The 15,035-nt window shown below is 41.8% G+C and carries 16 protein-coding genes and 1 pseudogene; 9 read left to right on the top strand and 8 right to left on the bottom strand.

Annotated features, from left to right (window positions below):
• Nucleotides 1–10: 10 nt before the first annotated feature.
• The 3 genes from ACWM1W_RS10750 to ACWM1W_RS10740 all read left to right on the top strand — a co-directional run bounded on the left by ACWM1W_RS10750 (nt 11) and on the right by ACWM1W_RS10740 (nt 4,705).
• A complete protein-coding gene (locus tag ACWM1W_RS10750; RefSeq protein ID WP_375726267.1) occupies nt 11–148 on the top strand; it encodes a hypothetical protein in 138 nt (45 codons plus the stop codon).
• A gap of 283 nt (nt 149–431) precedes the next feature.
• Nucleotides 432–4,265, top strand: coding sequence for a phosphoribosylformylglycinamidine synthase (gene purL / locus ACWM1W_RS10745; RefSeq protein WP_448765338.1), 3,834 nt, complete (start codon nt 432–434; stop codon nt 4,263–4,265).
• Nucleotides 4,266–4,579: 314 nt separating this feature from the next.
• Nucleotides 4,580–4,705, top strand: a complete 126-nt coding sequence (locus tag ACWM1W_RS10740) for a KGW motif small protein (protein WP_004784583.1) — start codon at nt 4,580–4,582, stop codon at nt 4,703–4,705.
• 325 nt (nt 4,706–5,030) lie between these two features.
• Here ACWM1W_RS10740 and ACWM1W_RS10735 read toward each other — a convergent pair whose 3' ends face one another.
• The gene (locus ACWM1W_RS10735) at nt 5,031–5,264 is read right to left on the bottom strand and encodes a hypothetical protein (protein WP_375726268.1); all 234 of its coding nucleotides are present in this window, start codon (nt 5,262–5,264) and stop codon (nt 5,031–5,033) included.
• 168 nt (nt 5,265–5,432) lie between these two features.
• Here ACWM1W_RS10735 and ACWM1W_RS10730 point away from each other — a divergent pair, with 168 nt between their 5' ends.
• The 3 genes and pseudogenes from ACWM1W_RS10730 to ACWM1W_RS10720 all read left to right on the top strand — a co-directional run bounded on the left by ACWM1W_RS10730 (nt 5,433) and on the right by ACWM1W_RS10720 (nt 7,653).
• Complete coding sequence (locus ACWM1W_RS10730; RefSeq protein WP_375726269.1) at nt 5,433–6,314, top strand: LysR substrate-binding domain-containing protein; 882 nt, start codon at nt 5,433–5,435, stop codon at nt 6,312–6,314.
• A 17-nt stretch (nt 6,315–6,331) separates the two neighbouring features.
• The gene (locus tag ACWM1W_RS10725; RefSeq protein WP_312088469.1) at nt 6,332–6,649 is read left to right on the top strand and encodes a YqfO family protein; all 318 of its coding nucleotides are present in this window, start codon (nt 6,332–6,334) and stop codon (nt 6,647–6,649) included.
• A 69-nt stretch (nt 6,650–6,718) separates the two neighbouring features.
• Nucleotides 6,719–7,653, top strand: a pseudogene (locus ACWM1W_RS10720) (IS5 family transposase).
• A gap of 143 nt (nt 7,654–7,796) precedes the next feature.
• On the opposite strand, the gene ACWM1W_RS10715 reads toward ACWM1W_RS10720, so the two are convergent.
• Together ACWM1W_RS10715 and ACWM1W_RS10710 are read right to left on the bottom strand one after the other, a co-directional pair.
• A complete protein-coding gene (locus tag ACWM1W_RS10715) occupies nt 7,797–8,591 on the bottom strand; it encodes a nitroreductase family protein (RefSeq protein WP_395522282.1) in 795 nt (264 codons plus the stop codon).
• A gap of 73 nt (nt 8,592–8,664) precedes the next feature.
• The gene (locus tag ACWM1W_RS10710) at nt 8,665–9,465 is read right to left on the bottom strand and encodes an enoyl-CoA hydratase (RefSeq protein WP_375726141.1); all 801 of its coding nucleotides are present in this window, start codon (nt 9,463–9,465) and stop codon (nt 8,665–8,667) included.
• A gap of 101 nt (nt 9,466–9,566) precedes the next feature.
• Between ACWM1W_RS10710 and ACWM1W_RS10705 the strand changes: the two genes are divergently transcribed.
• On the top strand, nt 9,567–10,136 hold the full coding sequence (locus tag ACWM1W_RS10705) for a nicotinate-nicotinamide nucleotide adenylyltransferase (protein ID WP_375726142.1): 570 nt from the start codon (nt 9,567–9,569) through the stop codon (nt 10,134–10,136).
• 47 nt (nt 10,137–10,183) lie between these two features.
• A complete protein-coding gene (locus ACWM1W_RS10700; protein WP_375726143.1) occupies nt 10,184–10,747 on the top strand; it encodes a YceI family protein in 564 nt (187 codons plus the stop codon).
• Nucleotides 10,748–10,793: 46 nt separating this feature from the next.
• On the opposite strand, the gene ACWM1W_RS10695 is transcribed toward ACWM1W_RS10700, so the two are convergent.
• Entirely contained in the window at nt 10,794–11,696 is a 903-nt protein-coding gene (locus tag ACWM1W_RS10695; RefSeq protein WP_375726144.1) for a LysR family transcriptional regulator ArgP, read from the bottom strand.
• Between the two features lie 107 nt (nt 11,697–11,803).
• Between ACWM1W_RS10695 and ACWM1W_RS10690 the strand changes: the two genes are divergently transcribed.
• Complete coding sequence (locus ACWM1W_RS10690; RefSeq protein ID WP_004784563.1) at nt 11,804–12,403, top strand: LysE/ArgO family amino acid transporter; 600 nt, start codon at nt 11,804–11,806, stop codon at nt 12,401–12,403.
• Nucleotides 12,404–12,477: 74 nt separating this feature from the next.
• Here the strand turns inward: ACWM1W_RS10690 and ACWM1W_RS10685 are convergent, their stop codons facing one another.
• From ACWM1W_RS10685 to queE, 4 genes are all read right to left on the bottom strand, one after another.
• Nucleotides 12,478–12,936: a peroxiredoxin gene (locus tag ACWM1W_RS10685; RefSeq protein ID WP_034704977.1), complete on the bottom strand. Its 459-nt coding sequence runs from the start codon at nt 12,934–12,936 to the stop codon at nt 12,478–12,480.
• A gap of 80 nt (nt 12,937–13,016) precedes the next feature.
• Nucleotides 13,017–13,478: a hypothetical protein gene (locus ACWM1W_RS10680; protein WP_034171206.1), complete on the bottom strand. Its 462-nt coding sequence runs from the start codon at nt 13,476–13,478 to the stop codon at nt 13,017–13,019.
• 27 nt (nt 13,479–13,505) lie between these two features.
• Nucleotides 13,506–14,174 carry a 7-cyano-7-deazaguanine synthase QueC gene (queC, locus tag ACWM1W_RS10675; RefSeq protein WP_034704975.1) on the bottom strand — a complete coding sequence of 223 codons (669 nt, stop codon included), beginning with the start codon at nt 14,172–14,174 and terminating at the stop codon, nt 13,506–13,508.
• Between the two features lie 33 nt (nt 14,175–14,207).
• Nucleotides 14,208–14,918 carry a 7-carboxy-7-deazaguanine synthase QueE gene (gene queE, locus ACWM1W_RS10670; RefSeq protein WP_034171208.1) on the bottom strand — a complete coding sequence of 237 codons (711 nt, stop codon included), beginning with the start codon at nt 14,916–14,918 and terminating at the stop codon, nt 14,208–14,210.
• Nucleotides 14,919–15,035 lie beyond the last annotated feature (117 nt).

Here is a 15,035-nt window from a genome sequence, read left to right as displayed (position 1 = left end):
TGAACAGTAAATGTCAACAGACCCTAATATAGTTGATCATTATTCAGACAGATGGCAAAAAGCAGCGCAGCTACCTATTTTTGATCAAGAAATAATAAAGAAGTCAATCCTTGGCTCATTTTTATTAAAAATAGAGATTAAATTTTAAACCGCTTGATATAATCAATAGTGTTGAAAAATAATACAAAATTTTTAAGTTGAATTATTCTTGACGGGTTTTAATTTTTCTTTAAAAACTTGTGTTAAGCTGTGCGACTACATTCAATTTTCCTACCTGAAAATAAACGAAATATTTTAAAAGTCCAAGATATTTCAGACGTAGTTTTCTGATTTGACATCTAGCCGATTTCCTTATTTCACAGTAGAATATGCGCTCTCTCAAGTCACATTGTGGCATGGTCGCTCGATCATCCCGTGGAGCCAAAATCAGCATGTTTATCGTTGCCGGTGCACCTGCACATTCTTCTTTTAAGAAAGCTCAACTACTCACACGTTTATCGTCAATTAGTTCTGTTCAATCACTAGAAAGTCAATTTGTTTATCTTTTTGACCAAGCGCTCAACGAGCAACAACAGCAATCCGCTTTACAGCTTCTCAACGATGGTCAATCATTTGAACTGCGCCAGGCTGCAAGTGATGAAATCCAGATTCTGGTGACACCGCGTGTCGGCACGATTTCACCGTGGTCATCAAAGGCAACTGATATTTTTGCCAACTGTAATACACCGGTTCATCGTTTAGAACGCGGTGTTTTGTTTACTTTGAAGGGCGAAAAAGAGCTTTCTAAAGAAGCATTACAGATCTTGCATGACCGCATGACTGAAAGCGTTTTCAATGCGATTGAAGATGCTGCAGTATTATTTACTGAAACTGCTCCGAAACCTTTGAACTCGATTGATATTCTGGGTCAAGGTAAAGAGGCATTGGTTAAAGCCAATAATGAATTCGGTTTTGCGCTGTCTGAACAGGAAATTGATTACCTGACAGAGGCATTTACTAAACTGGGTCGTAACCCGAACGACATCGAACTGATGATGTTTGCTCAGGCAAACTCAGAGCACTGCCGTCATAAAATCTTCGGTTCTGAATGGACGATTGATGGTGAAGTTCAACCATTGTCATTGTTCCAGATGATCAAAAATACCTATAAAGAATCACCAACAGACGTATTGTCGGCTTATAAAGACAACGCATCGGTGATTGTTGGTTTTGATACGCAACGTTTCTATCCAACTCAAGAAGATAACGGTCAACACGTTTATAAATACAAGAGTCAAGCCGCTCACATCCTGATGAAAGTGGAAACTCATAACCACCCAACAGCGATTGCACCATTTGCTGGTGCCGCAACAGGTTCAGGCGGTGAGATTCGTGACGAAGGCGCGACTGGTCGTGGTGGTAAACCTAAAGCGGGTTTAACTGGTTTCACCGTATCTAACCTGAATATTCCTGGCTTCGAACAGCCTTGGGAAGAAAACTACGGCAAACCGTCACGTATGGCATCTCCATTGCAGATCATGATTGAAGGTCCATTGGGTGGCGCAGCGTTTAACAACGAATTTGGTCGTCCAGCGCTGACTGGTTATTTCCGTACTTTCGAACAAAACGTCAATGGCGAAGTGAAAGGCTTTCATAAGCCAATCATGATCGCGGGTGGTTACGGTAACATCCGTCCAGACCACGTTGAGAAAGATGCTATCCAGCCGGGTGATCTGTTAATCGTTCTAGGTGGTCCAGCCATGCTGATCGGCCTTGGCGGTGGTGCAGCATCTTCTGTAGATAGCGGTAAACTGGGTGAGAACCTGGACTTTGCTTCGGTTCAACGTGAAAACCCGGAAATGGAACGCCGTTGTCAGGAAGTGATCGATACTTGCTGGCGCATGGAAGATGGAAACCCAATTGTTTCTGTACATGACGTCGGTGCGGGTGGTATTTCGAATGCGATGCCTGAGCTGGTAAACGATCATGAGTTAGGTGCAGTACTGGATCTTCGTAAGATCCCATCGCTTGAGCCAGGCATGTCGCCAATGGAAATCTGGTCAAACGAAGCGCAAGAGCGTTATGTGCTTGCGATCCGTCCAGAATCTTTACCATTGTTTGAATCTATCTGTGCACGTGAACGCTGTCCGTTTGCGGTACTGGGTGAAGCAACTGAAGCACGTCATCTGACTGTTGAGGATCCATTGTTCGGCAACAAGCCTGTGGATATGCCAATGCAAGTGATGCTTGGTGGTACACCACGTATGAGCCGTTCATATGAAACTGCTCCGCGTAAAGGCGATGACTTTGATGCGTCTAAAGTCACTGATCTGAAAGATGCGATTTATCGCGTGATCAAGAATCCAACAGTTGCATCTAAATCATTCCTGATCACCATTGGTGACCGCTCGATTACCGGTATGGTTGCACGTGATCAAATGGTTGGTCCATGGCAGGTTCCTGTAGCAGATGCTGCAGTAACGACTACCAGCCTTGTCGGTTACACGGGCGAAGCAATGGCAATGGGGGAACGTCCACCAGTTGCATTGTTAAACCCAGCGGCTTCTGCACGTTTATCAGTTGCTGAATCGATCTCGAACATCATGTCTGCGAAGATTGATCAGATCAGCGACATCAAACTGTCTGCAAACTGGATGGCGGCTGCAGGTCAACCGGGCGAAGACCAAGCCTTGTTTGAAGGCGTAAAAGCCATTGGTATGGAAATGTGTCCAGCGCTGGGCATTGCAATTCCAGTCGGTAAAGACTCATTGTCAATGCGTACCACCTGGAATGACGAAGGCGAAGACAAATCTGTTACTTCTCCAATGTCAGGCGTGATCACTGCATTTGCACCTGTAACTGATGTTCGCAAAACATTAACCCCTGAGCTGAAAAATATTGAATCTGTACTGGTTCGTATTGATCTGTCTAAGGGTCAGTTCCGTTTAGGCGGTTCGATCTTGGCTCAGGTATACAAAGCAATTGGTTCAGTGACTCCTGATGTCGATAGCTTTGATGACTTCAAAGCATTCTTCGCACTGGTTCAAGACTGGAACAACCGTGGTCTGATCAAGGCTTACCATGACATCGGTGATGGTGGTTTACTGGCAACTGTTGCGGAAATGATGTTTGCTGCACGCCTAGGCGTAGCGCTAGAAGACCAATCAGTTGAAGCATTGTTCGCTGAAGAAATCGGTGCAGTTCTGCAAATAGCGAAAGCAGATTGGGAAGCATTACAAGCAGAAATCACTACTTCTACTCTAAAAGATGCGATCTCTGTAGTAGGTACAGTGAACAGCTCTGACCAGTTATCTGTAAATGGTTTAGTACTTGACCGTGCTGATTTACAAGTCGCTTGGACTGAAGTTTCTCATCAAATCCAGCGTCTGCGTGACAACGTAGAAACTGCAGATCAAGAATTTTCGTTGGTTACTGACAAATCACACAAAGGTTTGATTGCTCAACCGACATTTGACCTGAATGAGCAAATCGAAGCACCGTACATCAATTCACGTCGTCCAAATATGGCAATTTTGCGTGAACAGGGTGTGAATGGTCATGTAGAAATGGCAGCAGCATTCGACAAAGTCGGCTTCAATACTGTTGACGTACACATGAGCGATCTTCTGGCTGGTCGTATCAGTCTGGATGACTTCGAAGGTCTGGTCACATGTGGTGGCTTCTCTTACGGTGACGTATTGGGCGCAGGCGGTGGCTGGGCGAAATCAGTATTGTTCAATCAGCAACTTCGTGACCAGTTCGAGAAATTCTTTAACCGTCAGGAGACCTTCTCTCTAGGGATCTGTAATGGTTGTCAGATGCTGTCACAATTGGCTCCACTGATTCCAGGTGCAGATACTTGGCCTCGTTTCCATCGCAACAAGTCGGAAGTATTTGAAGCACGTAGCGTCAATGTTCGTGTAGAGAAATCTCATTCTGTATTGCTAGAAGGTATGGAAGGTTCAATTCTTCCAATCGCTGTAGCACATGGTGAAGGTCGTGTGGTTGCATCAGCTGAAAGCATTGCTGCATTGAATGCCAATAACCAGGTGATCATGCGTTATGTGGATAGCCAAGGTAATGCGACTGAGCAATATCCATTGAACCCGAATGGTTCGCCTGAAGGGATCTCTGGTGTCACTTCGAAAGATGGTCGTGCGACGATCCTGATGCCACACCCTGAGCGTAACTTCCGTGCGATCCAGCACTCTTGGAAACCAGAAGACTGGGATCAGGACGGTGCATGGTTACGTATGTTCCGTAATGCGCGTAAGTTCATTGGCTAATCTGATTTAGCTTCAAAAAATGGGTCGCAGCAGCGGCCCTTTTTTATAATTTGAACTTATGGGAAATTAGTAAAACTAGAAAAATCATTTACTTTTGTTTAGACTAGCTTCATCAATTGCCACCAGTGGGTGGCTTTTTGCTTTTTAAGCAGTTTGAAACATTTATTTAATTTTCTCCCGCTGAACTGGTTTAGATTTTGCTTTTATATCTGCATAGAAGTGATATTGTGTAAATAATGCACAATATTTATGCGCTTTAAAGGAAAGATGGCATAAATCAGTTCAGTATCAACACTCAAGAATGAGGTGATGACATGGCTAAGACGTTCAGAATAATGGATAGAACAGAATTACGTCAGAAAGGTTGGTGGTTATTTGGTTTTGTTGTTGGCTTACAGGTGCTGTTCTTGGTAGGTAGTTATTTGCTGCAGGGTTCTTGATCAACAGATTTAAAAAGCCACCGAGAGGTGGCTTTTTTAAATTTAGAGGATATAAGGATTTACTTTTGACGAGGCATGAGGAGCACTGCTCCGCAAGACAAAAAACCGCTGTCAGACTGTGGGACGTCCTTGTCCCACAGTCTGACGGGTGACATCCATGTCGCTGGGTATCTAATCAATTTGACGCTTTAAATAATGGAAAGTTTGAAAAATATGTATGATCTTAATTATCGACAACTATGATTCCTTTACCACTACTAAAGAAAAACCAACCAAAGGTGGCTTTATCACTACACAGTTAATTGAATCTGCTTTAACACAGTCTTCAGCGTATTTTCATAATCAAACTGATCATTGGTACTATCCTATAACGCCAAACTACATAACCATTCGGACGAACCAGAACTGCCACAGATTCATGAATTTCAGACTTGGCAATCCAGGTGCTATACACATCATGAGAAACAATCTGAATCACATCCAAATATGGCAAGTTCAGTGATTCAGCTGCCTGACCCCCGCCTTCACCCGATTCAGTGTCGAATACTGTGTCATGCAAGATACCATGTGTAAACTTGATACAGGCATAAATGTATGAGGGGGCAAAATCTAGCCATGTATAAAAGGTAGTTATATGAGTATTAGCATAAGCTATTGATCTATTAATATTTTCAATATGTTGGCCTAAATCGTAAGATAAGTACCTATTTTTTGAAGTGAGCAATCTATGGAACTTCGACATTTACGCTATTTTATTACCGTGGCGCAGGAGCAGAGTTTCACTAGGGCTACTGAAAAGCTGTTCACGGCCCAACCTTCTTTAAGCCAGCAGATTAAAGATCTGGAGCAGGAAGTTGGTGTTAACCTGTTTGAGCGTTCTTCACGAAAAATACGGTTAACCGATGAAGGTAAGGCCTTTTTAATCTATGCAGAAAAAGCTCTGGAAAATGCCAAATTGGCCGTTGCGTCAGCACGACAGGTGGCCCAGCAGAAAAATAACCAGATTCATATTGGTTTTCTGAATGTTGCCGAACTAAAAGTCATGCCACATATTTTGGCAAAGCTTAAAAAGAGCATGCCAGATTTAAAAATTCATCTGCATAGCCTGTTCTGTCTGGAACAGCTTCAACGTCTGAAAAACGCCGAACTAGATCTAAGTATTACCCGTTTTCAGCTGGATCATCCAGGTTTTGGCAGTATCCATTTGTTGACAGAACAAATTCACTTGGTTGCAGCCAAGCATTTGCACCCAACCGATCGGATACTGAAATTACAGGAACTGAAAAATCATACGATTATTATGTGTGATCAGAATGCATCACCCATATTTTACGAAAGACTCAATGCCTTGATATCCTTTGATCAGCTAAAGCACGATCAGGTGCTGTGGGCGACCAATGTGCTACAGCATATTAACCTGATCAATATGGGTATGGGTTTTAGTTTTGCTCCCGATTATCTATTACGGTTACTGAATGATGAAGTGAAAGTGATTCAGACAGATCGACCTTTACCCCAGGTAGAACTATATGCAACATTTAACAAGAACTCTCAAAATCAAGCATTGAATATTATTACAAAAGCCCTTAATAATACGGTAAGTGCTTGAAAAACTTGTAGAGATATATGCTTAAACTGATTTATTACGTACCAGATGAAAACCTGGAGGAAACCAAGAAGGCCGTTTTTGCAGCAGGTGCGGGTGGGATTGGTGAATATACCGACTGTGCCTGGCAAGTGCTGGGAACTGGACAATTTAAGCCACAGCAAGGCGCAGATCCTCATATCGGGGAAATTGGCCAATTAGAAAAGGTGGAAGAATGGCGGGTCGAAATTCTTGTGCCTGATGAAAAGGCGGTTGAAGTGGCGAAAGCATTAAAAGACAGTCATCCTTATGAAGAACCGGCATTTGAATTTATCCAGCTCTTAGATATAAAAGTTTAAATTTTAGAAGTGATAGGCTTTGTTGCACAAACCTATCTTTAAAGGCTTATTCCACCATATAATTTTCAAATGAATAAGCTTACACCTAAAATTTATCGTACAACCAATTGGTCTTCATATAACCGAGCACTCATTAATCGTGGAAATATTGCCATTTGGTTTGATCCTGCTACGCAATGGTATGCCCCATCAAAAGGCAAACAAGGACGAAATCAAACTTACTCTGACACAGCTATCCAATGTTGCCTAATGATTAAATCTCTCTTTCGATTGTCCTTGCGTATGGTCACTGGCTTTGTTCAAAGTCTCATCCATCTTTGTGGGTTAAATTGGGTAGCGCCAGACTACACTACAATTTGTAGACGACAACAGCGTATTGATACTACGATTGGCTATCAAAAAAGTAGTGATGGACTACATCTACTTGTCGACTCTACTGGCTTAAAGTTTATAGGTGAAGGTGAACGGAAACGAAAGAAACATCAGCCTGAATATCGTCGACAATGGCGCAAACTTCATATTGGTATTGATATGCCGACACCTTGCAAATACGTGCAGTACAGCTCACTACAAATAATGTGAGCGATTCACAAGTACTCGATGATTTACTTACTCAAATTCCTTTAGACGAACGAATTGATTCGGTCTATACCGATGGTGCTTATGATACGAAGTACTGCAGACAAGTCATTTTAGATCGAGATGCACATGCGGTCATTCCACCAAGAAAAAATGCGAAGCCATCGAAAGATAAAAAGATGGGCTCGCTAGAACGCAATGAATTGCTTCGAACAATTAAGCGTTTAGGAAGAACTATTTGGAAGAAATGGTCAGGCTATCATCGGCGAAGTTTGGTTGAAACCAAGATGCATTGCATCAAATTGTTGGGGAATAAACTCAGTGCGAGAAATTTTCAAAGCCAAATCAATGAGATTCATGCACGTGTGGCAGTATTAAATAAATTTACGGACTTAGGCAGACCATATACCCGAGTTGTCACTTAAATTTGAGTAGATATGAGAAATCTTTACTTTTAATTCTTTGTGCAACAAAGCCTTTTTCTAATATACTTAATTAAGCGACATCCATGTCATCAAATATTAAGTAAATTAATATTCTTAAATCCTTTAAAATACTATTTTTAAACTTAAACCTTCTGAATAAACAGCTCTCGATCAAAACGATACTGCGGGAAGAACACACCATCTTTGGCACGTTCACCAGCACCAATCACCATCACAGGATATTGCTGGTCATTTAGGTCTAGAAGTTCACGAACCATCGGTTCATCGAAACCTTCCATCATACAGCTATCAAAACCATAAGCACGTAAAGCCAGTACCAGGTTCTCACAGGCCAATGCTGTGGTTTTACTTGCCCATAGCTTAGCATCGGCAGGACTAAATGCAGAAACAGGCATTTGCTTGTCAAAGGTACGAGCTACTTTGAAAGCAACTTTCTTAAAGTTACCAAAGGCATTCAAATAACCGGTCTTGTAGTTGTAGGGAATGTACTTATAGTACTTTTTAATGGCTGGCGGAGCTTCAGGAAATGGAAACTCACTGATATTCAGTTTTGCCATTTCATCTACATGGTCAGTACGTGCCACACAGACAATCAGCTCTGAAGCTGTTTTAGCAGCAAGCTGGCTCATACATGCTTTAACCAGACGTTTTTTCTTGGAGGGGGTCTGCACCACATAAAAAGTCCACGGCTGCAGGTTTGAGGAGTTTGGTGCCAGCAACGACAGATCCAGACAGGCATCCAGTACTTCAGCAGGAATTGGCTTCTTGGTAAATTTACGCACTGAACGGCGGCTTTCGATGACCTTGCGGAAATTGTCTACATCAATATCCTGAGGAGCAGGTTCGTAGTAACGTTTCTTTTCAGGATTTGAACTATCAGTTGTTTGAGAAGTCGTTTGGGAGTTTTCATTTGTCATAAGCTGGATTCTTTCAAAAATATAAAAGATTGAGGCAGTCTAAACTGCCTCAATTAAAAGATAAGTTTCAGAATTAGTTGAATTGTGTGAAATCAGGTTTCCGTTTTTGCATAAAGGCCTGAACTGCTTCCATCATTTCAGGTGAGCCTACACGCTTCATAAAGATTTCAGCTTCATCATCAATACACTTGATAATTTCAGCCAGATCATGCTTCATTAATGCTTTGGTCTGCTTAATGGAAGCAAGTGGTAAAGCAGCCAAAGTTTGTGCCTGTTTTTCAGCAGCAGCATAGACATCTTCCTCAATGCTATTTACCAGACCTGCACCCAATGCTTTTTCACTATTAAATCGTTGTGCAGTAAGCAGTAACTCAGCTGCTTTATGATAGCCAGCTTGTTGTACCAGCAGTTTACTTGAAGCGCCTTCAGGCGACAGGCCAAGGCTAACAAATGGAATCTGGAACAGGGCAGTATTGTCACTATAAACCAGATCAGCATGCAGCAGAATCGTTACCCCGATCCCAATCGCTACACCACGAACGGCAGCAATTAGAGGCTTGGAAAATTTTGCAGCGGACTTCAACAGCACAAAAGGAGGGGTATCGCCAGCCTTACCTTGTAGAGGCGTCTGAATAAACTTCATGAAGTCCTGCATGTCATTGCCGGCACTAAAGTCTGCATCCTGACCACGTAGAATCACGACACGCACACTACTATCCTGATCTGCTTCATCCAGTGCCTGTGCGATCCATAGATATAGTTCGCCGTAAAGCGCATTTTTTGCCTCAGGACGGTGAATGGCTAAGGTCAGTACGCCATTGTCTAAATTCGCATTTAAATGCTGATGCGGTTGTTGAATACAGCTCAGTGTCATCGTACTATCCTTGCTTTATTAATATGAATTTATTGGCGCTTATTATGTCGCAAAAAATTCCCTGTGGCATAACTGATGCGTTCATAAAAGTAAGATGTGCTATGAAGTATAAATTTGATTACCTAGTGTTTATTGGTCGTTTTCAACCTTTCCATCTGGCCCATATGCAAACGATTAAAATTGCCTTGCAGCAAAGCCAGCAGGTGATTCTGGCATTAGGCTCAGCACAGCAAGAACGCAATATTAAAAATCCATTTCTAGCCACTGAACGTGAAGAAATGATCCTGTTGAATTTTTCTGAAGCAGATCAGAAGCGCATTAAATTTGTCCATGTCATTGATGTCTATAATGATGAAAAATGGCAAAAACTGGTGAAATCGTTGGTGTCTGAAGTAGTTGAAGCAGAAGCAAAAGTTGGTCTAATTGGACACTTTAAAGATGAATCTTCTTATTATTTAAGTTTGTTCCCAGAGTGGGAAATGGTGGAACTCGATAGCTTGGTGGGTGCAATTTCAGCCACCCCGTTACGTGAAGCGTATTATCGTGGGGAAGTAGTGGAATCAGCTTTTCCTTTAGGTACTAGTGAGTTTTTACATAAATTTAAAAATAATGGGATTTATCAACAATTGGTCAACAAGTTTGAACTAAATGATAAAACAAATCTGGGCTGAAACCGTTTTAAGGTAGTGAGTTCGTTTGATTGTTAAGGATGAACACAATGAATCTATTGCTGAAACATATAGCTTATGCGGGCACTCTATCTGCTATGTGTATATCGGCTGCGTATGCCAAAAGCTGGACATTGACGCCTCAAAGTAGTGTCGGCTTTAGCATTAACTCCTTGGGTTTGAATGTTGTAAAGGGAAATTTTCAAGAGTTCAAGGCAACCATGCAGTTTGATCTTGATCGGCCACAACAGTCATCTACTGAGTTCACTATGCAGGTCGATAGCCTAGAGGTTTCCAAACCTAGCCTTAAAAATATGATTATGGGTGAGGACCTGTTTCATGCATCACGCTATAAAACAGTCAATTTCAAAAGTACCCAGTTTAAGCCAAATGGTACGAATCGTTATCAGGTCATGGGTCAACTCACTCTAAGAGGTGTTACTCGACCAGTGGTATTCGATACCACGCTGACACCGAACAAGGGTAATCCTAATTTACTCGATGTGAAATCCACCACGATGATTAATCGTTCAGATTTTGGGATGAAGAAAGCCACTGCAGGCGTGGGTGAAAAAGTTAATATTCATTTAATGGGACAGTGGAAAACCCAATAATGTGATATTCAATTTCTGTGAATTCGGCAGGACATAATAGAACTATTTATTGAATTGGACTATTCATGCATTGTTCTGCCTGTTCCAGAATGACTTTGGTTAAATGTTTGAGAGCGGGAGACTGCTGTTTCCAGTGATGCCAATATAAAGGTACATCACAACTGCATTCAGGTAGTATTTCGATCAATGTCCCATTTTGAATCCGGTCCGCAATTTGATAGTCTGGCACCAAACCGTATCCCAATCCTGAAAAAATGGCATCCGCAAAGGCGGTTGAGGAGGGGATATAATGAAAAGGAAAACATTGCTGGTTTAAGCCAAATTGAGCTAACAGTAGATGGCTGTGTAGATGATCCTGATCATTGTAAATTACAGCAGGTGCCTTACGTAGTGATTCCCGGTGAATGCCTTGTCTAAACCATGAATGCACAAAGGCAGGTGTTGCAACCATTCTATAATGCATCTGCCCGATAAAATGAGCCTTACAGCCTGGCATGGCTTCACTCTCACTGCTAATACAAGCATTGACTTGACCCTGCTCTAGAAGCTTATGGGTTTCACTTTGAACAGTAACCTGAAGATTCAAAGTGATTTTCTCTGCAAGCAGGGTGGTGTTCAGACAGGGAAATAACCAGGTCGCAAGAGAATCCGCATTTACCGCGATATGAATCGAGCTAAATTCTGCTTTATTTTGACCATTTAATTGCTGGATCAATTGCTGCTGTAACAGACGTTGATGTTGCAAATAATTCAGTAAGGTTTGACCAGCATTGGTCACTTTACAAGGACGCTCACGTAGTACTAGAACTTGCCCCAAATCTCTTTCCAGATTCTGTACTCTTAAAGTGACTGCTGAAGCCGTAATATTTAATACTTTTGCGGCAGCATCAAAACTTTGGGTTTCTGCGACGGCTAAAAAAGCATCACAGTTTTTAGAATTAAGTAGCATAGCTTACCTAAATAAAATTTAGTCTGAATGATATTTTCTTAATTATATTTAATTGAAAAGAATAACATAGATAATGATCTCCATCTTTATAATTCCATGATATTCCAATGTTAAATGCATATATACAAGGTCTGGCGGTAGGCTTTAGCCTGATTATTGCCATTGGTGCGCAAAATGCTTTTGTATTGAAACAGGGCTTGAAACAGCAGTATGTTTTTGCGATCTGTATGTGTTGTGCCTTATCTGATGCAATATTGATTTTTGCCGGTGTTTTGGGATTTTCACAGTTGATGCTGGTCAATCCACACTGGATCAATATGGCGAAATATCTGGGCGCGACTTTTCTGGCGATCTATGGCGCTCAGCATTTTTATCAGGCCTGGAAGAATGAGCAGCGTCTGGACACAGATCAAAAAGATGTGCCTTCTTTATATAAAGTTTTGCTGATCTGTTTGATGCTGACCTGGCTCAATCCGCATGTCTATCTAGATGCTTTGGTCTTGATTGGTTCTATCTCCACCCAGTATTCCAATGCACAGATACAATTTGCCTTAGGAGCGATTAGTGCGTCCTTTGTATTCTTTTTTGGACTGGGCTATGCAGCACGTTATTTGCAACCTATTTTTCAGCGACCACAAGCCTGGAAAATATTGGATATACTTATTGGCTGTGTAATGTGGTCGATTGCGGTTTCTTTAGTGAACTGAATTATTCTTTGCAGCAACTCTAAAGAAAAAGGCATGATATTTCTATGCATGCCTTTTTGATTCTATGAAACACCTTAAGCAGCCTGTAAAGCTTTCAAATCTTCTAAAATCTGTTCAGCATGGCCAGCAGCTTTCACCTTACGGTATTCTTTGACCAGTTTGCCATTATGGAAAATGAAGGTAGAGCGCTCAATGCCCATCACTTTCTTGCCATACATATTCTTTTCTTTAATGACATCAAAGTGTTTACATAACACTTCTTCTTTATCACTGATCAGATTAATGGTCAGATTCTGTTTTTCAGTAAAGTTCTGATGCGCTTTAACTGAGTCACGTGATACGCCCAGAATAGTCGTATTGAGCGCATCAAACTGATCTTTTAAACAAGAGAAGCCGACTGCCTGAGTAGTACAGCCAGGTGTCGAATCTTTAGGATAAAAATAGATAACCAGCCATTCTGCATTTAATTGGGCCAGATTAATTTCACCTGTAGTGGTCGGAAAAGTGTGCTCAGGTAAGCTGATCTCAGACATGATCTCTCCAATTTTTCTAAATTTTTTCAAAAAAATAAGCCACATTATAGTGGCTTATTCTAGAAAAATATCCGTCAGGATTATTTCTTTTGAGCGGCTTTATTGGCTTCTGCAGCAAGTGAGTTTAATTTACCTGCGAGCTGTGGGCCTACACAAGACTGCACGTTTTGGCTTTGTTTTTTAACAAAGTCTAAAGTAGCAGGGTTTTTCTTCTGGTTAATGGTGCTTTGAATCTGCCATTTCTGAGCTTGGGTCAATTTACCTTCTGCATCCACTTCACATGTACAAAGCTTATTCACATCAGACTGGGTCAGTTTTTTGTACTTCACTGCCTGTTTGTAGGGAATAGCGCAGGCTTTAATTAAACCGTCACGCACATTTGAACTGCTTCCAGCATTTTTCATAGCAGTTGTATATTCTTTTTTCATCGCCTCAAATTCTGCTTTTGCCTTAGCTTGATCATTATTTGCAAAAGATGCAGTTGAAAAGAGGGCAGACAAAGAGAGTAGGCTAGTCGCAAGTAATTTGGCTTTAATATTCATAATATGGATTTATAACCTTGATCGATTTTAAAGGTAATAACGTGTCGGGTCTTCAACACCTGCATCAGCAAAACCTTGCTTGCGTAAACGACAACTGTCACATGTTCCACACGCACGTCCTTGGTCATCTGCTTGGTAGCAAGATACCGTTTGACTGTAGTCTACGCCATGTTCTAGGCCTAAGCGAATGATATTTGCTTTGGATAAATGTAACAAAGGTGTTTCAAATTTCAGGGCTTGACCTTCAACACCGACCTTGGTTGCAAGGCGTGCCATATTGGCAAAAGCTTCAATAAATTCCGGGCGGCAGTCTGGATAACCTGAATAATCCACCGCATTAATCCCGATCACAATTGCCTCTGCACCGAACACTTCTGCAGCGGCCAAAGCATAAGATAAGAAGATGGTATTTCGTGCAGGCACATAGGTTACAGGAATACCTTCCTGCAATTGATCCGGTACCTCAATGCTATGATCAGTAAGGGCTGAGCCGCCCAGGTTACCTAAATCAATATTGATGACACGATGTTCTACTCCCGAGCGTTGAGCCAGCGCACGAGCTGCATCAAGTTCTGTAGTGGAACGTTGGCCATACATAAAACTCAGTGCGATACATTCATAGCGTGCCTGCGCCCAAGCCAGACAGGTTGTTGAATCTAATCCGCCAGATAACAATACAATGGCACGAGGGCGCATAACAAATACTCCAATATAGTAAATTTACAAAAATTAACGACCAGTTTCATCATTCCATAACAACTTGTGCAGCTGCAGCTGGAAACGAACAGGGAGATGGTCTTCTAAAATCCATTGAGCCAGATCACGTGCCAATTGTGGCAAGCGCGCAGCTCCTTTTTCAACTGCAAATGCAGGGGAGAACCAGACCGTGCTGACTTTTTCATTTAACTGGTACTGTTCTACCTGCTGTTTTGACCATTCATAATCTTCACGATTACAGATTACAAACTTAATCTGGTCATGCTGAGTTAAATGATCCAGATTTGTAAGCAAATTTCGTGCAACTTCACCTGAAGTTGGTGTTTTTAAATCTAGAACTTTGGATACACGTGTATCCACTTTAGAAACATCTAACGCACCACTGGTTTCTAAAGAAACTTCACAGCCTAAATCTGCAAGTCGTTGCATCAGAGGTAGGGCGTTCGGTTGCGCTAATGGTTCACCACCGGTTACACAGACATAAGGCGTTTTAAAATCAAGCGTGGTCTGGATGATGTCATCTAAAGATTTGCGTTCACCACCTTCAAAAGAATACGTAGTATCACAATAGGTACAGCGCAGCGGACATCCGGTTAAGCGAATAAATACGGTCGGTAAACCTGCGGTATTGGCTTCACCTTGTAATGAATAGAAGATCTCCGTAATGCGTAAGCCCGCAGACGGATCAGAAACTGGAATTGCGGAAGATCGAAGCGTATTCATAACAACATTAACCACTGAAAAATAAATAACAATGTATAAAAATAAAAATCCCTACGATCATTGCTGACCGTAGAGACGAGGAGCGGTTGAAGCTCCGAGGAACACAAATGTTTCCTC

The sequence above is a fragment of the Acinetobacter sp. TW_SC_4 genome (assembly GCF_054861205.1).
The sequence above is the reverse complement of the archived record's forward strand: the minus strand, read 5'-3'. Positions and strand labels throughout refer to the sequence as shown.